Source organism: Corynebacterium sp. MSK035 (genome assembly GCF_030232615.1).
GTDB classification, from domain to species: domain Bacteria; phylum Actinomycetota; class Actinomycetes; order Mycobacteriales; family Mycobacteriaceae; genus Corynebacterium; species Corynebacterium jeikeium_D.
The window spans coordinates 1-22,320 of record NZ_JASPJP010000003.1 but is presented as its reverse complement, the minus strand read 5'-3'; the positions used below and the strand labels follow the sequence as shown (position 1 = coordinate 22,320).

At 58.9% G+C, this 22,320-nt stretch carries 21 protein-coding genes; 5 read left to right on the top strand and 16 right to left on the bottom strand.

What is annotated here, in order from left to right; all coding sequences use genetic code 11:
- The 5 genes from QP978_RS02845 to mqo form a co-directional block, all read right to left on the bottom strand.
- Positions 1-1,377 (bottom strand): cobyrinic acid a,c-diamide synthase CobB, encoded by a 1,377-nt coding sequence (locus QP978_RS02845; protein WP_049170806.1) that lies wholly within the window; start codon positions 1,375-1,377, stop codon positions 1-3.
- Positions 1,371-1,991, bottom strand: coding sequence for a cob(I)yrinic acid a,c-diamide adenosyltransferase (gene cobO, locus QP978_RS02840; protein ID WP_042389270.1), 621 nt, complete (start codon positions 1,989-1,991; stop codon positions 1,371-1,373). The genes QP978_RS02845 and cobO overlap by 7 nt, the downstream gene beginning before the upstream one ends.
- Positions 1,972-2,649 carry a vWA domain-containing protein gene (locus tag QP978_RS02835; protein WP_016422575.1) on the bottom strand — a complete coding sequence of 226 codons (678 nt, stop codon included), beginning with the start codon at positions 2,647-2,649 and terminating at the stop codon, positions 1,972-1,974. The genes cobO and QP978_RS02835 overlap by 20 nt, the downstream gene beginning before the upstream one ends.
- Positions 2,650-2,755: 106 nt before the next feature.
- A complete protein-coding gene (locus QP978_RS02830) occupies positions 2,756-3,913 on the bottom strand; it encodes a magnesium chelatase ATPase subunit I (protein ID WP_016422574.1) in 1,158 nt (385 codons plus the stop codon).
- A gap of 93 nt (positions 3,914-4,006) precedes the next feature.
- Entirely contained in the window at positions 4,007-5,503 is a 1,497-nt protein-coding gene (gene mqo / locus QP978_RS02825; RefSeq protein ID WP_016422573.1) for a malate dehydrogenase (quinone), read from the bottom strand.
- Between the two features lie 163 nt (positions 5,504-5,666).
- Here mqo and QP978_RS02820 point away from each other — a divergent pair, with 163 nt between their 5' ends.
- The gene (locus tag QP978_RS02820; protein ID WP_284856816.1) at positions 5,667-6,707 is read left to right on the top strand and encodes an alpha/beta hydrolase; all 1,041 of its coding nucleotides are present in this window, start codon (positions 5,667-5,669) and stop codon (positions 6,705-6,707) included.
- Positions 6,708-6,789: 82 nt separating this feature from the next.
- Complete coding sequence (gene mtr / locus QP978_RS02815) at positions 6,790-8,214, top strand: mycothione reductase (protein ID WP_016422571.1); 1,425 nt, start codon at positions 6,790-6,792, stop codon at positions 8,212-8,214.
- Here the strand turns inward: mtr and QP978_RS02810 are convergent.
- The 4 genes from QP978_RS02810 to QP978_RS02795 form a co-directional block, all read right to left on the bottom strand.
- Positions 8,211-9,674 (bottom strand): cobyric acid synthase, encoded by a 1,464-nt coding sequence (locus QP978_RS02810; protein WP_016422570.1) that lies wholly within the window; start codon positions 9,672-9,674, stop codon positions 8,211-8,213. The genes mtr and QP978_RS02810 overlap by 4 nt on opposite strands.
- Positions 9,675-9,677: 3 nt before the next feature.
- On the bottom strand, positions 9,678-10,589 hold the full coding sequence (gene map / locus QP978_RS02805) for a type I methionyl aminopeptidase (RefSeq protein WP_070856674.1): 912 nt from the start codon (positions 10,587-10,589) through the stop codon (positions 9,678-9,680).
- Between the two features lie 68 nt (positions 10,590-10,657).
- Positions 10,658-12,505: a penicillin-binding transpeptidase domain-containing protein gene (locus QP978_RS02800; protein ID WP_088611510.1), complete on the bottom strand. Its 1,848-nt coding sequence runs from the start codon at positions 12,503-12,505 to the stop codon at positions 10,658-10,660.
- 59 nt (positions 12,506-12,564) lie between these two features.
- Complete coding sequence (locus QP978_RS02795) at positions 12,565-13,797, bottom strand: M50 family metallopeptidase (RefSeq protein WP_070546673.1); 1,233 nt, start codon at positions 13,795-13,797, stop codon at positions 12,565-12,567.
- A gap of 215 nt (positions 13,798-14,012) precedes the next feature.
- On the opposite strand from QP978_RS02795, the gene QP978_RS02790 reads away from it, so the two are divergent.
- On the top strand, positions 14,013-14,414 hold the full coding sequence (locus QP978_RS02790; RefSeq protein ID WP_016422566.1) for a DUF2631 domain-containing protein: 402 nt from the start codon (positions 14,013-14,015) through the stop codon (positions 14,412-14,414).
- Between the two features lie 117 nt (positions 14,415-14,531).
- Here QP978_RS02790 and rlmN read toward each other — a convergent pair whose 3' ends face one another.
- A complete protein-coding gene (gene rlmN / locus QP978_RS02785) occupies positions 14,532-15,629 on the bottom strand; it encodes a dual-specificity RNA methyltransferase RlmN (protein WP_049189669.1) in 1,098 nt (365 codons plus the stop codon).
- Between the two features lie 117 nt (positions 15,630-15,746).
- Between rlmN and QP978_RS02780 the strand changes: the two genes are divergently transcribed.
- Positions 15,747-16,175, top strand: a complete 429-nt coding sequence (locus tag QP978_RS02780; RefSeq protein ID WP_065421645.1) for a lipopolysaccharide assembly protein LapA domain-containing protein — start codon at positions 15,747-15,749, stop codon at positions 16,173-16,175.
- A 21-nt stretch (positions 16,176-16,196) separates the two neighbouring features.
- Here the strand turns inward: QP978_RS02780 and QP978_RS02775 are convergent, their stop codons facing one another.
- From QP978_RS02775 to rpsB, 5 genes are all read right to left on the bottom strand, one after another.
- A complete protein-coding gene (locus QP978_RS02775; RefSeq protein ID WP_048735546.1) occupies positions 16,197-17,102 on the bottom strand; it encodes a phosphatidate cytidylyltransferase in 906 nt (301 codons plus the stop codon).
- 39 nt (positions 17,103-17,141) lie between these two features.
- Positions 17,142-17,699, bottom strand: coding sequence for a ribosome recycling factor (frr, locus tag QP978_RS02770; RefSeq protein ID WP_038628675.1), 558 nt, complete (start codon positions 17,697-17,699; stop codon positions 17,142-17,144).
- A gap of 83 nt (positions 17,700-17,782) precedes the next feature.
- Positions 17,783-18,508, bottom strand: a complete 726-nt coding sequence (pyrH, locus tag QP978_RS02765; protein WP_005509726.1) for a UMP kinase — start codon at positions 18,506-18,508, stop codon at positions 17,783-17,785.
- 181 nt (positions 18,509-18,689) lie between these two features.
- Positions 18,690-19,517 (bottom strand): translation elongation factor Ts, encoded by an 828-nt coding sequence (tsf, locus tag QP978_RS02760; protein ID WP_049170780.1) that lies wholly within the window; start codon positions 19,515-19,517, stop codon positions 18,690-18,692.
- 55 nt (positions 19,518-19,572) lie between these two features.
- The gene (gene rpsB / locus QP978_RS02755) at positions 19,573-20,394 is read right to left on the bottom strand and encodes a 30S ribosomal protein S2 (protein WP_040360682.1); all 822 of its coding nucleotides are present in this window, start codon (positions 20,392-20,394) and stop codon (positions 19,573-19,575) included.
- Between the two features lie 378 nt (positions 20,395-20,772).
- Between rpsB and QP978_RS02750 the strand changes: the two genes are divergently transcribed.
- Positions 20,773-21,294, top strand: a complete 522-nt coding sequence (locus QP978_RS02750; protein ID WP_070854154.1) for a murein hydrolase activator EnvC family protein — start codon at positions 20,773-20,775, stop codon at positions 21,292-21,294.
- 14 nt (positions 21,295-21,308) lie between these two features.
- Here the strand turns inward: QP978_RS02750 and QP978_RS02745 are convergent, their stop codons facing one another.
- On the bottom strand, positions 21,309-22,163 hold the full coding sequence (locus tag QP978_RS02745) for a tyrosine recombinase XerC (RefSeq protein ID WP_070566971.1): 855 nt from the start codon (positions 22,161-22,163) through the stop codon (positions 21,309-21,311).
- Positions 22,164-22,320: the final 157 nt, after the last annotated feature.

Sequence of the window (22,320 nt, the reverse complement as noted above, 5' to 3'; positions counted from 1 at the left end):
TTACCCGGCGCACGAAGCGACAAAGCGACTGACGTTCCCCGGCGCACCCGCCGGATGAACATGCAGGTAACCGGCATGAATCCGCCCAGACTCGGAAACGAAGCCGTCGCGAACTGTTTCGCCTTGATATCCACGCCAACCCCAGGCTGGTTGCCACCCGGCCGCAGCAGCGACACTTGCGGTGTCATCGGTTAGGGCTGTCTTGTGGAACTCGTGACCGCGCACGCGCGTTCCTACCGGGCACAGCACAGAATCAGTCAGCGCCACAGCCTCCCGGTACCCCAGCTTCAACCGTGCCATGTGCGCTCGCCCCGGGATGATGCCACACATACGGCGCCCACCGAGATCTTCAAGCAGCCAGAGCAGCCCCGCGCATTCGCCGTGGATCAGCGCACCATCGTCGGCAGCCTGACGTAGATCGCGGCGAATGTCATCACGAATAGATAGCGCGTCGGCATGCTCTTCTGGGAATCCACCGGGCACGATGTAGCCTTCGGCTTCCGGCAGTTCGTCAACCAATGGGTCGAAATCCACGACCTCGGCTCCAGCGGCCTGCAATAGCTCACGGTGCTCTGCATAGGTAAACGAGAACGCAGGACCCGCCGCGACCGCTACACGCACGCGGCGCTGAGTAGCCAGCGGTACAACGAACTGTGCGGGGTTCCATGGTTCAGCTGGATAGGGCTGCCGGGCAAGCTGGATAATCCGGTCTATGTCGATGTAGGTCTCCACCAAGTTGGCCATCGATTCAATGACCGCTTCTAGCTGCTCACCCTGCTCGACTGCAGTGACCAGCCCCAAATGCCTGCTGGGCACCTCAATATCAGTCACTCGCGGAATAGCGCCGAGCACCTCGACCCCCATGGTCTCCACAGAACGGGTAATGATGTCCGCATGCCGCGGGCTGCCCACCTGATTAATAATCACGCCACTGACACGGACGTCAGTGCGAAGCGTGGAGAAACCGTGGACAACAGCCGCCGCCGACTGCGACATATGCCGGGCATCAATCACCAACACCACCGGAAGTCCCAACAGTGAGGCAATCTCAGCCGTCGAGCCCTCCACCGATAGCGGGTCGTCACCAATGCGGCCGTCGAAAAGCCCCATAACCCCTTCGACCACCGCAATATCGCTGTCGGCAGCTCCATGTGCGTAGAGCGGCCCAATCATCTCAGGCGCGCACATAAAGGAATCCAGATTGCGGCCGGGACGACCAGCGGCTACCCCGTGATAGCCAGGATCAATATAGTCGGGTCCGACTTTGAAAGGTGCCACCGCGTGACGGCGCGACAGTGCACGCATCAGGCCCGTGGAGATTGTCGTCTTTCCCGTGCCTGATGCTGTCGCCGCGATGACAATTCCAGGCGCTACCACTCGATGCCCTTTTGTCCCTTACGTCCGACATCCATCGGGTGCTTAATCTTGGTCATCTCCGTCACCAGATCCGCGACCTCCACGAGCTTCGGATCCGCATCGCGGCCAGTCATCACCACATGCTGGCGGCCGGGACGGTTCCTCAATGTCTCCACCACATCGTCGACATCAATCCAACCCCACTTGATTGGGTAGGTGAACTCGTCGAGCACGTAGAAGTCGTGCACCTCATTTTCCAGGCGGCGTTTAATCTCCTGCCATCCCTCGGCAGCAGCTGCCGCATGGTCCTCCTCAGTGCCCTGCTTACGCGACCAAGACCAACCTTCTCCCATCTTGTGCCATTCGACCGGGCCGCCTTCCCCCGTGTCGTCGTGAAGCTCGCCCAACCGGCGCATGACAGCTTCCTCGCCAACCTTCCACTTTGCCGACTTTACAAACTGGAAGACACCGATATTCATCCCCTGATTCCACGCGCGCATCGCCATACCGAATGCCGCGGTGGACTTGCCCTTACCTGGGCCCGTATGCACCGCAGTAATCGGAATCATGCGACGCTGCCTGGTGGTCAGTCCATCGTTGGGAATTGATTTGGGGTCAAGCTTTCCTTGTGCCATGGTCTCGATGATAGGCATGGACCACGCCCGCCACGGCTTCGGCATTGAGTTCGGAGAGATTTATGCAGGTCGCACCCAATTCCACGCTGAGTTCCTGTGCCAGCCCCAGCCGCACGCGAGAGCGCTCACAGTCGATAACCACCGTCGCCGCCAACGCTTGACGACGGATCTTTGCGGCCACAGCCCTCGCCTGCTGCAGGCCATTTTTACCCGTTGCTCGGCCGTCGGAGAGCAAGACCATGATTGCGCGCCGTGTGGGCTCCCTATGGGCTTCCCGAACTACCACTTCGTGTGCCTTCAGCAATCCTTCGGCCAATGGAGTTCGGCCACCAGTGCGGACATCTGCGAGGCGACGTACTGCGGTGTCGATAGACTTCGTCGGCGGTAAAACTAATTCGGCGTTATTTCCGCGGAAAGTAATGACAGCGACTTTATCGCGGCTTTGGTAGGCATCACGCAGCAGCGATGTGACCGCGCCGGTGACGGCTGCCAGACGGTCGCGTGCTGCCATGGAACCCGAGGTGTCCACGACAAAGACGACCAGATTGGACTCAGTTCCCTGTCGGATAGCGCCGTGAACGTCCTCTGGTTCCAGAGGGATCATCGAGTCGCCCATCCGGGCGCCACGATTGGCCGCCGCCAACACTGTCGCCGGCACGTGGAGACCATGGCCTCCCCGCTCGGCACCAATGGTGCTGCCCCGCGGGCCAATGGCCTTGGAACGCCGGCCGGAATCCCCTTGGCCGACACCGTCAACGCTGATTTTACGAACGGCGAAAGGGGGCGCCTTCAGCGGCGCGACCTCCCTTCGATCCCGCGGAATTCGACTGTTGCGGCTCCTGAGGCTCGGAGTTGGAGTCGAACTGGGAGGGCTTCTCAGGTTTGACTTCGGGCTGGTCTGAGGTCTCCGAATCCGACTCTGGCTGATTCTGGTCATCTCGGAACTGCTCCTCTGCATCCTGCAGAGCATCGTCGAGCTGTTCCTGGTCCAGTCCTGGTTCATCAAAGGGGTCACGGCGACGACGGTGCGGCAGTGCCATTTCCGCAGCTACCTTAATGTCTTCAGCAGTGATCTCAATTGGATTGCCGGGTGCCGGCTGCGCCGACTCGTCCCCGGCTACTCGCCAGGCAGCGTGAGCGCGGGCGGTACGTGCAATGACGATGTCGGCACGCATCCCGTCCACATCAAAAGCAGCGCACACTGTGGCAATTTGACCAAGAATGTTGGGGGTCAATTCGACGTCGTCAAGCAGTGCGCGCGCGCGATCGATGCGGGCGTGCAGTGCCTCGTCGTCGGCGGCGAACCGCGTGACAAAGCTCTCCGGGTCGGCGTCAAAGTCGAGGCGGCGGGCGACGATTTCCGCGCGGACAGCCGGATCCTTGGATGCGGTGACGTCGATGGCGAGACCAAAGCGGTCGAGAAGCTGGGGACGCAATTCGCCCTCTTCCGGGTTCATCGTGCCGACCAACACGAACCTGGAGGTTGCGGAGTGCGAGATGCCATCGCGTTCAACAACCACGCGACCGGTGGCTGCGGCATCGAGAACGGAGTCAACGAGATGATCCGGCAGCAGGTTGATCTCGTCGACATAGAGAATGCCACCGTCAGCCGCGCTGAGTAGTCCCGGGTTGAACTGTGCGTGTCCGGTAGTCAGGACGGTCTCCACATCGATGGAGCCTACGACTCGATCTTCCGTAGCGCCGAGTGGCAGGTTTACCAACGATCCGCTGAGAAATGGCGCCAACGCGCGGACCGTAGTGGTCTTCGCTGTGCCCTTCTCACCGCGGATGACGACACCACCAATCTCCGGGGATAGCGCGGTCAGAATCAACGCAAGCTGTAGTCGCTGCTGCCCGACGATCGCAGTAAAAGGAAAAGTGGGCTCTGTTTGTGCAGTGGTCGCTGACGTGATTTTTTCCATAAGCACAGTTCTACCCCACTGCGAACGGATGGCTCACAGCGGGGTAGAACAATGTTGGCTTAATTGAACTCTTTGAAGCTCTTCAGCGAGTTACTAGCGCTCCAACTTCAGGGCCTTCTGGGAAGCCTCCCAGACCTCCTTGAACAGAGCCGGGTCATCAGCCAGGTGCGTACCGTAGGACGGGACGAGCTCCTTCAGCTTCGGAGCCCACTTGCCCATGTGGCGACCGAAGCAGCGCTCAATCAGGCTGATCATCACGGCCGGAGCGATGGAAGCGCCCGGGGATGCACCCATCAGGCCGGCAATGGTGCCGTCCCACGAGTTGATGACCGCGGTACCGAACTCGAGGGTACCGAAGACCGGAGCCTTCATCGGCTTAATGACCTGGACGCGCTGACCAGCGACGATCAGCTCCCAGTCCTCTGGGCGAGCGTTCGGGACGTACTCACGCAGGGACTCAATACGTGCGTCGAAGTCCTTCAGAACCTCAGTAATCAGGTACTTGGTCAGCCCCATCTCCTGGACACCAACACCCATCATGGACGGCAGGTTGGCCGGACGCAGGGACTTAATCAGGTCCAGGTTGTTACCGTTCTTGAGGAACTTCATGTTCCAACCGGCGTACGGGCCAAAGAGCAGGCCGCGCTTGCCGTCGATAACACGGGTGTCCAGGTGCGGAACGGACATCGGCGGCGTGCCGACGGAAGCCTTACCGTAGACCTTGGCGTCATGCTTAGCAATGACTTCCTCGTTGGTGCAGCGCAGCCACTGACCGGAGACCGGGAAGCCACCGAAACCGCGAATCTCGTTAATACGAGCCTTCTGCAGCAGCGGCAGTGCGTCACCGCCGGCACCGACGAATACGAAGTTGGCAACCAGGGTGCGAACGTCCTTGGTGTGCAGGTTCTTCACGGTGACGATCCACTTGGAACCGTCGCGCTTCAGACCGGTGACCTCGTGTCCGTAGCGAATCTCAGTACCCATATCGGACAGTGCGGCCAGGTACTGCTTGGTCAGTGCACCGAAGTTAACGTCCGTACCATTCGGGTTACGAATAGCGGAGACCGGCTTGGAGAAGTCACGACCCTCGGACATCAGCGGAAGGTACTCAGCGAAACGGTCCGGATCCTCAATGAGCTCCTGACCGTGGAACAGTGGCTCCTTCTCAAGTGCCTCATAGCGACGACGCATGAACGCCATCTGCTCCGGACCCTGAGCGAAGGTGGTGTGATCAACTGGGTTGATGAATTCCTTCGGGTCAGTCAGGGTGCCGTTTTCAATCAGCGAGGTCCACAGCTGGCGGGAAACCTGGAACTGCTCATTAATGAGCTTAGCCTTGGTGACATCGACCTTGCCGTTCTTCTCCGGCGTGTAGTTCAGCTCACACAGAGCAGAGTGGCCGGTGCCAGCGTTGTTCCACGGGGAGGAAGACTCCTTGGCGGGCTGATCGAGACGCTCGAACAGAACCTGTGACCAGGATGGCTCGAGCTCCTTGAGCAGCACACCCAGCGTCGCACTCATTACACCTGCACCAATGAGGACGACGTCTACCTCGTCGCCACTGGAAGCAGGAAGCTTGTTATCAGCCATTTTGCTGTCAACATCCTTACTAACTTGATTAGTGATTCAAACTAGCGCTCGCTCACATGCGCGCACACAACTAAAGACGCAAAAGAGAGCTACCGTCTCAGTCCATAATCTATTGTGGCACACATTCCCACTACCCCCGGTAATCGGCGCTAGGCTTGACCCTGTGACTACCGATATTCCCGATTTCGTTACCCCCACCTTTAACCCCGATAACCTAGGCGAAGACTACAGCCAACATGTCATCGAACTCGGCCAGGACCCCGACGGTGAGGGATCCGTACACGCGGTATTGGTCCGCTACTGCCCCGACTCGTCGGCAAGCGACTTCCAAAAACGTCCGGCGGTTCTATGGATTCACGGGATGTCGGACTATTTCTTCCAGAAGCACGTAGCGGAACGGTACCACGCCGAAGGCTACGCCTTTTACGCTATTGACCTGCGTAAGTGCGGGCGCGCGCACCAACCTGGGCAGACTTGGCATGGCTGCAGCGATCTGACGAATTACTTCGAGGATCTCAACAGGGCACTCGCAGTGTTAGACCACGCCGGTCATACAACTGTCACTGTTAATGCGCACTCCACTGGTGGTCTCATTGCCGTGCTCTGGCTCGATTGGTTACGAAGCACAGGCGGCCATTGCCCGCAAGCACCCAATTTTTCCGTCACGGCTGCCGTCTTGAACTCACCGTGGCTGGCTCTGCACGTTTCCCGGGCAAAGGCTCCCGTGTACTCGCTGGTGACTCGTGTTATGTCGCGGATTCGCCCCAACAGTCTTATTCCAGTGCAGTCTGCGGGCGGCTATGGAAAATCCATTAGCGCCGACCACCAGGGGCGTTGGGAGTACAACCGCACTTTCAAGCCGCTGGCTGGCCATGACAAGAACTGGCGTTGGCTCAATGCCATCATCGTCGGCCAGCAACGTGTCAGCCGCGGTATCGATACCGGCGTGCCGACGCTCGTCCTCCACTCGGACAACTACCTTCTCGGCTCCGACTACACACCGGAGCACAGCCGCGTTGACTCTGTCCTCAACACTGAGCAAATTGCCGATGCCACTGCCCACTTGGGACCGCAGGCTCGCAACGTCGCGATTCCGGGTGCTCTCCATGACGTCTACCTTTCCGCACCCGAAGCACTTGACCGCGCTTTTAATGAGACCTTTCAGTTCCTTGCCACAGTCAATCCAGGAGACAGCTCAAAATAGGAGCACAGAATAGGAACTCGGAATAAATCAGCATTCAGTACGGTTGAACCAAACTAGTTTGACCAGAATGCTAGGAGTGCTTGTGACCACTGAGAATTCGCCTGAGACTACCCCACGCCACTACGACGTCATCATTATCGGAACCGGGTCCGGCAATTCCATTCCAGCCCCAGCCTACGACAATGTCCGTATCGCTCTGGTGGAGGAAGGACGCTTCGGCGGTACTTGCCTCAACGTTGGGTGTATTCCCACCAAGATGTTCGTTCTGGCCGCTGATGCCGCCCGCAACATCCGCGAGGCCAGCCGCCTGGGTGTGCACGGCACCTTCGACTCCGTTGATCTCAAGCAAATCCAGGATCGCGTTTTTGCCCAGCGCGTCGACCAGATTGCCGACGGCGGCGAGGCATACCGCCGCGGGGACGAGACTCCCAATATCGATGTCTACGACCGGCACGCAACGTTCGTCGGCCGCCGCACTATTCGCACTGGCATCGGCGAGGAAACCGTCGACATCACAGCCGACAACATCATCATCGCTGCAGGCTCCCGCCCTCACGTTCCGGGCCTCATCGCAGACTCCGGGGTCGATTACTACACCAACGAGAACATCATGCGCGTCGACAAGCTCCCGCGCGAAATGATCGTCGTCGGCGGCGGCTACATCGCTAGCGAGTTCGCGCACGTCTTCGCCTCCTTCGGTACGAAGGTGCACATGCTGGTGCGCTCCGATGTCATGCTGCGTGGCTCAGACGCCGCTATCTCCGAGCGCTTCCACGAGGTTGCCGCCCGCGACATTGACATCCGCATGAACACCTCCATCACTGAACTCTCCCAGGAGGGCGAGATCGTCACGGCCACGCTTGACGACGGCACGGAGCTCGCAGCCGATGCCCTGCTCGTGGCAACCGGACGCATTCCCAACGGTGACCGTATGGACCTTGCAGCCGGTGGTGTGGAGATGCACGACGATGGTCGCATCAAGGTTGACCAGAACGGCCGCACCTCTGCCGAAGGTGTGTGGGCGCTGGGCGATGTCTCTAGCCCGTACCAGCTGAAGCATATTGCCAACCATGAGGCCAAGGTTGTCTTCCACAACGTGCTGAACCCGTCGGACCTGCGCGAATTTGACCACCGCTACATTCCGTCGGCAGTCTTCTCACATCCGCAGATTGGTCAGGTCGGTATGACCGAGGATGAAGCTCGCGCCTGGGCTGCGGAAAATGGCACGGAGATTACCGTGAAGGTACAGAACTACGGCGATGTCGCCTACGGCTGGGCGCTGGAGGATCGCGACGGCTTCGCTAAACTGATTGCGGACCGCTCCACCGGCCGCCTGCTGGGTGCGCATTTCATCGGCGAGCAGGCTGCCACCCTAGTGCAGCAGTGCATCCAGATGATGAGCTTCGAAATGGATGTGCGCGAAGTTGTCAAGGGCCAGCACTGGATCCACCCAGCACTGCCAGAGCTGATCGAAAACGCGATCCTGGGTCTGGAGTTCGATAACTAGCCCAGCTGTTCAATACCTGTGGCCTGGGCCAATGCGGGCCCAGCCAGGTACTTCTCAACTGCATCGGCCAACAGGTCGACCTGCCGCAGCCGTTCTCCGGAAAACGAAGTATTAGGGCTGACCTCAAAGCCGTCCCGACCGACGGCAACTGCAACTTCCATCAGCAACTCACGGCGCGCCTGATCATTTTCCAGGTAGCCGTGGCGGTGCGTGCCCATCACCATGCCACGCCGCGCCCCTTCTTCAGGCTCAGTGATAAAAGGCGCCTCGCTGCTTCGCACAACCTGTCCATTGTGGACTTCGTAAGAGCCATCCGGGTGGCTCACCAGCGTCTTCGTCCCTGCGAATTCAATGTCGGTATCGAACACGCCAAGCCCGTTCACTGTCCCGGCTACCGACTCCACCGAGTCAGTGATAGTGGTGCAGAGCATTTGGAACCCACCGCAGATGCCAATCAGCGGCAGCCCTCGGGCAGCTCGGTTCTCCAGTACGTCGTCAAGCCCACGCTCGCGCAACCACTTGAGATCGGCGACCGTCGACTTCGTCCCGGGCAACACGACCAGGTCGGCGCGAGCAACGACCGACGGATCGACCGTCCACTGCACGTGTACCCCTGGTTCACAGGCAAGCGCTTCGATATCGGTGGCGTTGGACACGCGAGGCAAGCGAATGGCGGCCACGGACAACGTTTCCGTACCCAGCGGTGCGTTCGCCGGCCCTACCGACGCACCAGCGACTGTGCCGAGCGAATCCTCCGCATCGATCCACAGCCCCGGAATAAAAGGCACTACGCCGAGTACGGGCACGCCGGTGTGCTCGCGCACCACGTCCAATCCCGGTGTCAACAGCGAAACATCGCCCCGGAACTTGTTGACGATAAAACCGGTAATCCGCGCGCGGTCTTCGGGGCTCAAAATTGCATGCGTGCCGACGAAATGTGCAAGCACCCCACCGCGGTCAATGTCACCGGCGACCACAACCGGCAGATCAGCGAGCTCTGCCAACCCCATGTTGGCGATGTCTGACTCTCGCAGATTGACCTCGGCAGGACTGCCAGCGCCTTCGCACAGGACGACATCGAACTGCCCCCGCAGCTCTTCCAATGTCTCCGCAACTACTCCGCGCAGCGCTTTTCTCCGCGACCGGTACGTCAGAGCGCTCACATGCCCATCGGCCTTGCCCTTCACCACCACCTGACTAGTGTGGTCCGAGCCCGGCTTGAGAAGCACCGGGTTAAAGGAGACATCCGGCTCCAGACCACAGGCGAGCGCCTGCAGAGCCTGCGCGCGCCCAATCTCGCCGCCGTCGAGCGTGACAGCGCAATTGTTGGACATGTTCTGTGCTTTGAAGGGTGCGACCTTCACGCCGCGGCGCGCGAGCAGCCGACACATGCCGGCGACCAGAACCGACTTACCGGCATCTGAGGTGCAGCCGGCAATCAGAGCTGCAGGGGCCTGCACGGGTTAGGCCTCGGGCTTCCAACCAGTTTGGAACTGGCCTGGCACGTTCTGCTCATCCGGCAGGGTGAGGATTTCATAGCCGTCGGAGGTCACCAGCACCGTGTGCTCGAACTGAGCGGTGAACTTGAAGTCATCATTCTGCACAGTCCAGCCGTTATCCCAGATGTGGTACGGCAGCTCACCGAGGTTAATCATCGGCTCGACAGTCAAGGTCATGCCCGGCTCGAAAATAGTGTCCTGGCTCGGCTCATCGTAGTGCAGGACAATCAAACCATTATGGAACGTGGTCCCGACACCGTGACCGGTGAAGTCCCGAACGGTGTTGTATCCAAAACGCTTAGCGTAGGACTCGATTACGCGGCCGATGACATTAATCTCACGGCCTGGCTTAATGACCTTAATGCCGCGCATGGTGGCGTTGTAAGTGCGCTCCACCAGCTGACGGTGCTGCTCCGAGACATTGCCCGCGAGGAAAGTCGCGTTGGTGTCACCGTGGACGCCGTTCTTGTATCCGGTGACATCGACATTGACGATATCACCGTCTTCAATAACCTGAGTATCCGGAATACCGTGGCAGACAATCTCATTAAGAGACACACAGCACGACTTCTCGAAACCGCGGTACCCCAGCGTGGACGGGTAGGTGTCGTGATCCAACAGGTACTCGTGCACCACCCGGTCAATCTCATCCGTGGTCACGCCCGGAGCTACGGCCTTGCCGGCCTCCACCAACGCGTTGGCAGCAATGCGAGAGACCTCTCGCATATTTTCAATATCTTCCGGAGTCTGTACCAGCGGCTCGCCGACGCCTTCCTGAACCTCGTCCTTCCAGGCGTACTCCGGCCGTTCAATATGTGCCGGAACAGTGCGAATTGGCGTGGACTTTTGCTGAGTAAGTGGAGAACGCTGAGTCATGGAACATACTCTACCCCTACCCCCGGATTAGCCTTTCGGCCTGTGCCGGTTTCGAAGCCAGAAATGCTCTAGCCCTCGTCCCCCGACCCTTCATCCATATTGGCGAAGAAGGCATCGGTAATCGCCACGGCATGCTCCGAACCACCACCTCCGACGATGAGCGTGGCAAAGGCCAAATCATCGCGGTAGCCAGTAAACCAAGCATGCGAGCCGCCTGCGTACTCGGCCTCACCGGTCTTTGCGTAGACTTCACCTCGACCAGCAATGGCCGAACCAGTACCAGAGGTCACCACCGCCCGCATGAGTGAGCGAACCTCGTTCAAAACCTCAGGTGGAAGCGGTTTCGATGTCTGGGACTGCCACGTTCCCGCGCTTGGCACGAGTGACGGCGTCGGAGTGCGCCCGGCCGCCACCGTCGCGGAAACCAGCGCCATGCCAAACGGGCTGGCCAAGTCATTGCCCTGTCCATAGCCCGCATCGATACGCTCGACTTCATCACTACCGTCAGACACGCTGCCGGTAATAGTGTCGAGGCCCGCGATGTGATAGTTGATTCCGATGCCGAAGTTCTTGGACTCCTCCTTGAACTGCCCTGGTTCCAACTTGTGGGAGATGTTGCCGAACGTGGTGTTGCAAGACCGCGCGAAGGCATCGCTCAGCGAGGTATCCCCGACACCACTTCCGTTGTAGTTGGTGACAATTCGCGGCCCGATTTCCATCGAACCTGGGCACGGCACAGTCGATCCCGCATTTAGCCCCTCGTGCTGCACACCTGCAGCGGCAGTGACAATCTTGTACGTCGATCCCGGCGGGAACTGTCCCATCAGCGCAAGGTCACCGTCCTTGTCTGCTTCCGCCGTCTGGGCTACCGCCAGAATCTTGCCCGTAGACGGCTGCACAGCCACCAGCATAGCCTTCGCATCTTGCCGCGTATCGACTGCCTTCTGCGCTGCGTCCTGCACCTTTTTACTAATCGATGCCTGCACCGCCGGGGCTACATCCGGAGACACCTCATAGAGCGTGCCGACGACTGCTCCGCCCTCGTTGGCCGCCACGATATTCCAGCCATCGGCACCGTGGTCACCAGTGTCCACTAGCCTTTCCACACGGCTCATCAAATCAGGCGCAAACCCCGGGTCGGGTCGCACCATCGCTGCTTCATCGTTAACAGAAATTCCGTCAATGTCCGCGAGCTCATCCTTGACTCGCTGCGGCGTGGATGCCGGCAGCACAATCAGCGAAAAGTTACCCTTCCCACCAGCTGCCTGCTCCCCCACTGCTCGGGCGTCGAGCTTCGGACCATCTTCCGGCATTTCATTATTGATGACCGTCGCCGCCCGGTTAATCGACGACTGCACATTCTCCGCCCCATCACGGTTGAGAATTACCCGGTGCACAGTCCCTGGCTCGAGCAGGGCCGCACCGTCCGAACCAACCACAGACGGACGTGGAGCTGCGATAGTGCGCAATTCTGGGTGCTGATTACGCCCCAGCTGTGGATGCAGGGATGCTGGCGACCAGCGCAGTGCCCAATCACGCTGCCCCGACTCGGTCTTGGTCAGCGTGAAAGTGGTGTCATATCCCCAGCGTCGCTGATGCGGCAGCTGCCAATTCATGGTGACTTCGGCCGAGGACTGATTCGAACTGGAATCGATACCCGCAATTTCATACTCAAGCCCCTCCGGCTGGAGGCCGGCAGTGGCCGCCTTCAGATCTCCTTCAGCGGAATCCGGATGATCGGTCAGCGCCGCCGCCTTAGCGACATCCCCTCCCGCCAGCGCCCCCAGGAATTCCTCAAGCACCTCGCGCCCGGTGTCAGGCCGCGGCGTACACGCGGCGGATGACAACACCAGACCCGTGATTGCCACAGCCGAGATACTGCGAAGCAGGGGCTTGCGGCGCGAAGTTTGTTCCATGTGGGCTGACGTTAGCACCGCTTTGCTTTACGACGACGCTGGCGCGCCGCAACCTGCTATCAGCGGTTCAGCACAATTGGATTGACCACGTCAGCAGCCATAACCAGAACGCCGAAGACCAGCAAGACTGCGGTAAAGGCCATAGTAATTGGCATGAGTTTGGTGTAATCGGCAGGCCCAAGCGCAGGCTTACCGAACGCCTTGCGAATCAGGTCGCGGATGCGCTCATAAATAACAACGGCGATGTGGCCACCGTCGAGTGGCGGCAACGGCACGAGGTTGAACACGGCCAGGAAATAATTGAGGTTAGCCAGCAACAGAAAGAATGAAGGCCACTGGTTCATCTCCACCAATTCACCACCGGCACGCGACGCGCCGACGACACTCATTGGGCTGGCCGGGTCACGCTGAGCACCAAAGATAGAGGCGACCACGCCGGGAACCTTCTCCGGAATGGAGAGCAGCCCGTTCCAAACCGCCCCGAAAAGGCTGCCTGTGAAGCTGGCCGCACCGCCGATGGCAGTCACTGCGTTGTACTCGTGAAGGATGGTCTCTGGTCGCTGGAAGGCGATACCAATTGCTGGCTGGTCGATGTCCTGCCCGTCGTTAGTCTTGCGCTTGACGACTTCCGGGGTGACCGTGACCGTCTGGGTGCTGCCATTGCGGTCGATGGTCATTTTGATGTCGCCACCTGCAGAGCTACCGATGAGAGACACAGCCTCGGGGTAGGACGTGATCTTGGTGCCATTGATCTTCTCAATCACATCTCCGGCACGTAGCCCTGCGCGCTCTGCAGGACCGGAACCAGTGCAGGGCTCCAGCGTGCCGTCGGCACGCTGTGCCGGCGAGACGCACTGCACCGCCTGAATGCGTGGCGCCATTTCCTTACCCATGTTGGGCAAACCCCACGTCACGGCAATGAAGTAAAGAATGATGAATCCAACGATGAGGTTCATTGCCACCCCACCGAGCATCACGATAATGCGCTGCCACCACGGCTTCTTGTACATGGCGTAGGGTTCTTCGGCAGGAGCGATGGGATCCATTGCCGTCATGCCTGCGATGTCGCAGAATCCGCCAAAGGGAATTGCCTTTACTCCATACTCGGTGTCATGCCCACCTGCCGCAGCGTGATGCCGCTTGAAGGAAAACAGCGTTGGGCCGAAGCCAATGAAGTATCGACGCACTCGCATTCCACACAGGCGAGCTGCGGTGAGATGGCCCCATTCGTGAAGGGCGATTGTCACCGCGATGCCGATTGCGAAGAGTAAAACTCCAAGAAGAAATGTCACGAGTGCTCACCCTACCCCCACTTTGGGCAAACGAGCACACCGGCGAACAGTTTCCGGCCGGGCTAAGTCCCAATTTCAGCAAGTTCTAAGGTATCCTTACACCCGATACTCAAGATTGTCTGAAAATGCGCTCAGTCGCTTTCAGCAAAACCGCAGATAGACTGAAGTGCATATAGAGTGCAATTCGCCGAAAGTGTTAACAGGAGGACTTTCAAGTGAGCAACCACGAGCCAAAGGAAGAAATTTACCGCGGCGTCAGCACCCTCGACGAGCCGTCGGCGAAGTGGGGCTGGCACGGCATTAGCAAGAGCGCTATGCAGAAGGCCGGCTGGATTTCCGTAATCTTCCTGCTGGGCATGACCATTGGTAACCACAAGGGCAACGTCGAGAACTGGTGGCTGGTCGTCATCGCCGCCCTGATTGCTATTGGCCTGCTGTTGCAGTTGTTCGCCCCGCAGGGTTCTCAGGTTCGCACCGTTACCGGTCACAACAAGCCGGAAGGCCACATTGAGCCGGAGTGGGCACGCGACCAGGTAAACGGCACTGGCGTCTACGCTAACCTGACCGACTCTCAGCTGCGCTCCTGGAACCGCCTGCCGGAAGGCCAGAACCAGTAGAGTTAGCCACTTTTGCTGAAAGTCTGGCCTAACAGCTCTATAGCAACAGCTCTATAGCGCTACAGCGCACAAAAAGATCCGCACCGAATTCGGTGCGGATTTTTTGCTATTTGTCGGCTAAACCTCTTCGGCCGCCAGCTGACCACACGCTGCCGCAATCTCGTTGCCACGGGTATCGCGGACCGTGCACGGTACCCCCTGCGCCTGTACGCGGCGGACGAACTCCTCCTGCTGCTTCTTCGGAGAGGCATCCCACTTCGAACCCGGAGTTGGGTTGAGCGGAATGAGGTTGACGTGGACACGTGAGCCCAGAGCATTATGGAGCTTCTTACCCAACAGGTCTGCACGCCAATCCTGGTCGTTAATATCGCGAATCAAAGCGTACTCAATAGATACGCGACGGCCTGTCTTGTCTGCGTAGTAGCGAGCTGCATCAAGTACCTCGGCCACTGTAAAGCGATTGTTGATTGGTACCAGCTCGTCGCGAAGCTCGTCATCTGGAGTGTGCAGAGACACCGCGAGGGTGACTGACAGGTCCTCGTCGGCAAGCCGTCGGATGTTCGGCGCGAAACCGACCGTAGAGACGGTGACATTGCGCATCGAGATGCCGAATCCCTCCGGCGACGGCCGCGTGATGCGATGGACGGCGGCGAGAACGCGATTGTAGTTCGCGAGCGGCTCACCCATGCCCATGAATACGATGTTGGTCAGGCGACCGCCCTCGGCTGCCATAGTGGCAGCGGCCTCACGAACTTGGTCGACAATCTCCGCGGTGGAGAGATTACGCTGCAGACCGCCCTGACCCGTCGCACAGAATGGGCATGCCATACCGCAACCGGCCTGTGAGGAAATACAGAGGGTCGCACGCCCCGGGTACTTCATCAGCACGGATTCCAGCAGCGTACCGTCACCTGCACGCCACAGCGTCTTACGGGTTTCGCCGTCGTCACAGGTGATGTGGCGAACGGGAGTCAACAAAGGTGGGAACAGACTGTCTTTGACCTTTTGACGGTCTGCTTCCGGCAGATCAGTCATCGTCATAGGGTCAGCCTCAAGCCGACCGTAATAGTGCCGGGCAATCTGATCGGCGCGGAAGGCCGGCAGGCCCAGTTCCTTGACCGCAGCCTTCCGTTCCTCAACATCGAGGTCCGCAAAATGGGTCGCGGGCATGCCGCGACGTGGAGCTTTAAGAACGATTGGAAGTGAAGATGCCATGATGGCACCCATTTTCGCATGTAATAACGGTTTTGGCCTAATGAGCGACTAGGCAGCCGCAACTAAGTGGACCTTTACAAGTGGTACATACCTGCCAAAACGTGTTGAATGATAGGTATGACTAACGCTAATCAGCCGAATAACGACAGTCCGCTTTTCGACGATACTCCGTCGTACTCTCCAAATGATTCCGTGGCTCCTGCACCAGAGCAGGACAACCTTCCAGAGCCAGTCGTTGACGCGCCCGCAGAGAAGGACTCCACACCGGAGCCAGCGCCCGCTCCTGGCCGGCGCAAGGTGAAAAAGACTACCGCGGGCTCGATGTGGGTTGGCCTGGTCATCAGTGCAGTTTTGCTGATCGTATTGCTTGTATTCATTCTGCAGAATCAGCAGGAGACCACACTAAACCTGTTCGGCTGGGCCTGGAACTTCCCGGTCGGTGTCGGAATGCTGTTCGCTGCTATCCTCGGCGCCCTCATCACTGCGCTAATCGGTGGCTGGCGAATGTTTGATCTGCGCCGCCAGATTCGTAAGGGCGACAACTAAAGCCCGACTGAACCAGCCAAATTAAACCAGGCTGAAAAGCTGCAATATCAGCCACGTCATCGCGGCTGATGGCAGCATGCCATCCAGGCGGTCCATCAGACCGCCGTGGCCCGGCAATATCGAGGACATATCTTTAATCCCCAGATCTCGTTTGAACTGGGACTCCATCAGGTCACCAAGCGTAGCCGAGATAACCAGGGCGATGCCCAGCACGATGCCCTGCCACCACGGCGCGTGCAACATAAAGATCGCACAGAGCGCTCCAGTAATGGTGGCGAGTACAAGAGAGCCGCCGAACCCTTCCCAGGATTTTTTAGGGCTTACCTTTGGGGCCATCGGATGCTTTCCGAACATTACACCAGCGGCATAGCCTCCGACGTCATTTGAAATAACCCCAATCATGAAGGTCACAATGACCAGACGCGGATCAACTCCCCAGGGATTGTCCATGCGTACCAGCTGCACTGCTAGCGCGGCAAAGAACGGAATCCACATCATCACGAAAACACCGACTGCGACATCCCGCAGCCAGTTCCGTGGTGCTTCGGCCATCCCGTGTAAGAACAGACGAACGACCAGCAAGAGCATCAGAGTCGCGGCCAGGCCCATGACCAAACCGTCAATCCCCCAGTAGGCAGACAACCACACCATCAGCTGTCCGCCGAGAATCAATACCGGGCGAGGGACCTGCCAATCGGACTCACGGAGCCGCTCGCAGACCTCCCAGGTTGCGAGACCAACCGCCGCGGCGACCAGAACGGTCCAGGCGAGCGCCCCCAGTAGCAAGCCGATGATGACGACTGCACCAAGTGCTACGCCCACCGTGATTGCAACCGGCAGGTTCCGACCTGCTGAGTTGCGTGGCTTAATGAGCCGTAGTTCGTCTAGAACACGTTCCTTATTGGACGCTGGCTTCGACGTTGGCATTGGCGCCTCAAATCCCCTCTCCCGGTTGAATATGAAGGCCTAAACCTCCATCAATTCCGCTTCCTTGCGTTCAACCAAGGAGTCCACCTGCTCGACGTAGTTCTTGGTGACCTGGTCCAGCTCCTTTTCGCCTGCCTGCACCTCGTCCTCGCCAGCATCGCCGTCCTTCTGAATCTTCTTCAGAGTTTCCATGCCCTTACGACGGACATTGCGAATCGCGATCTTGGCGTCTTCGCCCTTCGAACGTGCGACCTTAACCATCTCACGACGACGCTCCTCGGTCAGCTGCGGGATAGTTACGCGCAGGACCTGGCCATCATTAGTCGGGTTCACACCCAGGTCGGAGTTGCGAATCGCGTTTTCGATGTCGCCCATGACGCTCAGCTCATACGGCTTAATCAGCAGCATGCGCGGCTCTGGAACCGAAATGGTAGCCATCTGGGTAATCGGAGTCGGAACACCGTAGTACTCCGCAATAACGCCGTTGAACATCGCCGGGTTCGCACGGCCAGTGCGAATGTGGGTCAGCTCCTCGCGGCAGTGTTCTACGGAGCTACCGTACTTTTCTTCACAGTCAAGCAGGACTTCATCAATCATTGTGTTTTTAACCTCGGGTTTCTACGCGGGTTCTAGATAGTTCTAGAGCGCTCTGTGGAAAGAACGTATTACGAACAAATTTATCAGCTGTGGACGAGAGTACCGATTTGCTCACCGGCTACCGCGCGCGCAATGTTTCCGTCGGTAAGCAGATTAAACACGAGAATCGGCATGTTGTTGTCCATGCACAGGGAGAAGGCGGTGGCATCAGCAACGCGCAGGTCCCGTTCCAGAACCTCACGGTGGGTGATGTCATCGAACAGCTCTGCGTCCGGCACCTCACGTGGGTCGGCCGAGTAGACACCGTCAACGGCCTTGGCCATCAGCAGCACCTCGCAGCCGATCTCCAGGGCACGCTGGGCCGCGGTGGTGTCGGTGGAGAAGTACGGCATACCCATACCTGCACCGAAGATGACCACGCGGCCCTTCTCCAGGTGGCGCTTAGCACGCAGCGGCAGGTACGGCTCTGAGACCTGTGCCATGTTGATAGCAGTCTGCACACGGCAGTCCACGCCCTCCTGCTCGAGGAAGTCCTGCAGAGCCAGGCAGTTCATGACCGTGCCCAGCATGCCCATGTAGTCAGAGCGTGCGCGGTCCATGCCGCGCTGCTGAAGCTGTGCGCCACGGAAGAAGTTACCGCCGCCGATGACGACACAGACCTCGACGCCCTTTCGGGAAACTTCCGCAATCTGTCGGGCAACGTTTTGCACCACGTCCGGGTCAACGCCAACCTTGCCGCCACCGAACATCTCACCACCGAGCTTGAGCATCACACGCTTGAAGCCATTGCGCTCGACAGATTCTGCCATGACCATGCACCTTTCTCACACCGTTTAAAAAGTCGCAGACGAGTCTACCCGGTCACGACAGCAAGGCGCACTTGACGCTCCGCATTATCGGCTACAGGACAGCAAAATGCCCCGCCCGGGTTCCCGAGCGGGGCATTTAAACTAGCTCACAGCTAGAGGCTTATGCACAAATTACAGGGAATTAGTGCTGGCCAACCTCGAAGCGAACGAAACCGGTCAGGGTAACGCCAGCCTCTTCCATGAGCTGCTTAACGGTCTTCTTGCTGTCGGCGACAGACGGCTGCTCCAGCAGAACAACGTCCTTGTAGAAGCCGTTCAGACGACCCTCGACAATCTTGGCGATAGCCTGCTCCGGCTTGCCCTCTTCGCGGGTGATCTTCTCGTAGACAGCGCGCTCTGCCTCGACGCGGTCGGCCGGGACATCCTCGCGGGACAGGTACTGAGCCTTCAGAGCAGCAACCTGCATAGCTGCTGCGTGAGCAGTCTCTGCAGCGCCCTCGCCCTCACCGGTGTAAGCAACCAGAACACCGACAGCTGCCGGCAGGTCTGCTGCACGGCGGTGCAGGTAGACAGCGATGTTGTCGCCCTCGAGAGTAGCGGCGCGACGCAGCTCCAGCTTCTCACCGATCTTTGCGGAGAGCTCCTGGGTAGCGTCAGCTGCGGTCTGACCGTCGAGGTCAGCTGCTGCGAGCTCTTCCGGGGAGTTTGCCTTGACTGCTGCGGCAGCGTCGGCGACCTTGTTGGCGAAGTCAATGAACTCCTGGTTCTTGGCAACGAAGTCGGTCTCGGAGTTGACCTCGACCATGGTGTTACCAGAAACAGCGATCAGGCCCTCGGCGGCGGTGCGCTCTGCACGCTTGCCGACGTCCTTTGCGCCCTTAATACGCAGGATCTCGACAGCCTTGTCGAAATCTCCGTCGGTCTCGACGAGTGCGTCCTTACAAGCCTTCATGCCGGAGCCGGTCAGCTCACGGAGCTTCTTGACGTCAGCAGCAGTGAAATTCGCCATGCTGGGCGTTCCTCCTTGTGGTGGTTAGAACTTGTGGTGGTTAGAAAGTTCAGCTTTACTCAGCGGATGCCGTCTCAGTTGCAGTGGAGCCCTCGGCGTCCATCTCTGCAGCCTGGTCGGTGTTCTCAGCGGCGGACTCGATCGGAGCGTCGCCTGCTGCCTCGCGAGCAGCGTTGGCCTCGCGCTCAGCGCGAGCCTTGCGGCCCTCTTCAACAGCGGTGGAGATGATGCGGGTCAGCACGGAAGCAGCGCGGATTGCGTCGTCGTTGCCCGGGATCGGGAAGTCAACGTCATCCGGGTCGCAGTTGGTGTCCAGGATGGCAACAACCGGAATGCCCAGCTTCTTAGCCTCGGCGACAGCGATGTGCTCCTTGTTGGTGTCAACAATCCACAGTGCGGACGGAACCTTGGACATGTCGCGAATGCCGCCCAGGGTGCGCTCCAGCTTGGTGCGCTCACGGGTCAGCATCAGGATTTCCTTCTTGCCGCGACCCTCGTAGCCGTTCTCAGCAGCGTCCATTGCCTGAAGCTCCTTCAGGCGAGCCAGGCGCTTGGAAACGGTGGCGAAGTTGGTCAGCATACCGCCGAGCCAGCGGTGGTTGACGTATGGCATGTCAACGCGCTCTGCCTCGTTCTGAACGGCTTCCTGAGCCTGCTTCTTGGTACCGACGAACAGGATGTTGCCACCGTGAGCGACAGTCTCCTTGACGAACTCGAAAGCCTCGTCGATGTAGGTCAGGGTCTGCTGCAGGTCGATGATGTAGATGCCATTGCGCTCGGTGAAGATGAAACGCTTCATCTTCGGGTTCCAACGACGGGTCTGGTGACCGAAGTGGACACCTGCATCGAGCAGTTCTCGCATGGATACAACAGCCATGTCATATTCAGGGAAGATCCTCACGTCCAGCCTGACTAGGGCTGCGGCTGCTTCCCTTCCTTTCTTATCCGATATAGGTGGTTACAGTTCACGCACAGGCTTTCCCTGTGCCCTAGCGCTCCCCCGCTGCCTCACACCCGACAGATATTCTTGCCGAGCACCCGTGAACCAGCCGGAATGGGTCGCGCGCGTAGTCTTTGTGCTAATGACCGCCCGATTAAGGCAGACACCGCGAGCGTCATCTTATCTGATACATCGCGCAGGTCGCAATATCTGACACGCCCTGCTATCCACAGGACAAAAAGTCATCCACAGCTAGAACCGTTTGCAATGCACTGCCGCTTGTCGACGGGTGTAGCGTCCGCCACACTATCGCGCATGACAACCAAGCAGAGTTTCAGGCGCTCGCTAATGCGCACATTAGCGCTATTCGTGCTCGCTGTCGCGCTAACAACACCCCCAAGCCCACCTGCAGCTACCGGCGAGCCAATATCCGCTATTGCACATACCTTCCCTGTGCACGGCAAAGTTCTACGCGACTACGCCCCACCGGAAAAACGCTGGCAGCCTGGACATCGCGGAGTAGACCTGAACGCCTCCCCGGGTCAGCCAATCCGCGCCTCAGCTCCCGGTGTGGTGCATTTCGCCGGTTCGATCGCCGGAATGACTTCCGTGTCAATCATGCACGCCGATGGCATCCGCACAACCTATCAGCCCATAGATACCGCGTTAGAAAAGGGAGACCACGTGGCCGCTGGCCAGGTGATTGGTCATCTTGTGGTCAACGCCAAACATCCCGAACCGGGCCTGCATTGGGGCGCACTGCGAGGCAAAGACTATCTCAACCCACTGGATTTGATACAGCGGAGACCAATCGTGCTCAAGTCTGTACGCAATTAAACAACCCTGCGCAATTAAGCGCGCGGATGTGCCCGCTTATGTACTTCACGGAGACGATCCGCTGAGACGTGGGTATAAATCTGCGTGGTCGCCAGACTCGAATGACCGAGCATCTCCTGCACCACACGCAAGTCAGCGCCACCTTCCACCATGGCCGTGGCCGCAGAATGTCGGAGAGCATGCGGTGAAACATCAGCCCATTTATGAATAACTCGGCGCGCCTGACGAGGATTCAATCTACCTCCACGCACACCGAGAAAAAGCGCATGTTCGGCCTGTGCGGAAGCATGAAAGCTTCCACGCACCTGGAGCCAGCCTTTGAGTGCCGCCTCCGCTGGTGCACCGAAGGGCACGATGCGCTGCTTGTTCCCCTTACCCACTACCGAGATGATGTGGCGGGAAAAGTCCACATCAGAGACGTCGGCCTTGCACAGCTCCTCTACACGCATCCCGGTGGCATACAACAGTTCCACAATGGCCAAGTCTCGAGCTGCTACTGCGCTGTCCTCGGCGGAGACTTTCTCGATTGCCTCCTCGACCCTCTCCGGCGAGAGCACTTCCGGAAGATGCTGATGCTTCTTCGGCGTTGACAGCCGCAGCGACGGATCAGCATCGAGAATTTGCCGAGCTACGAGCCAACTACAGAACTGGCGAATGGACGTCGTTAAGCGAGCCAGCGATGACCGCGCAGCACCCTCCGCATGCTTCGCGCCGAGGTGCGCACGGATGACAGGGGTGGAGAGTTCACTGATGTGGTCCAGGCCGGCGAGGAGGGGGATGAGATCGGCTCGATAGGCACGGACGGTTGCGTCAGAGAGTCTGCGGGAATAAGTCAGCTCATCGAGAAAATCCATGAGCACGGCCTCAATATTGGCGGATAACCCGAGATCCAGCTCAGTCCTGTCGTCGTTATTGGTTGCGCGCTTCACGGTTCTGACCTTAGTAGATGCGGGTTAAGTAAAGAAAAGTGTGTCCGCATGCCACCATAACCCCAGACCACACACCACAAATCACCAAAGAATAGCT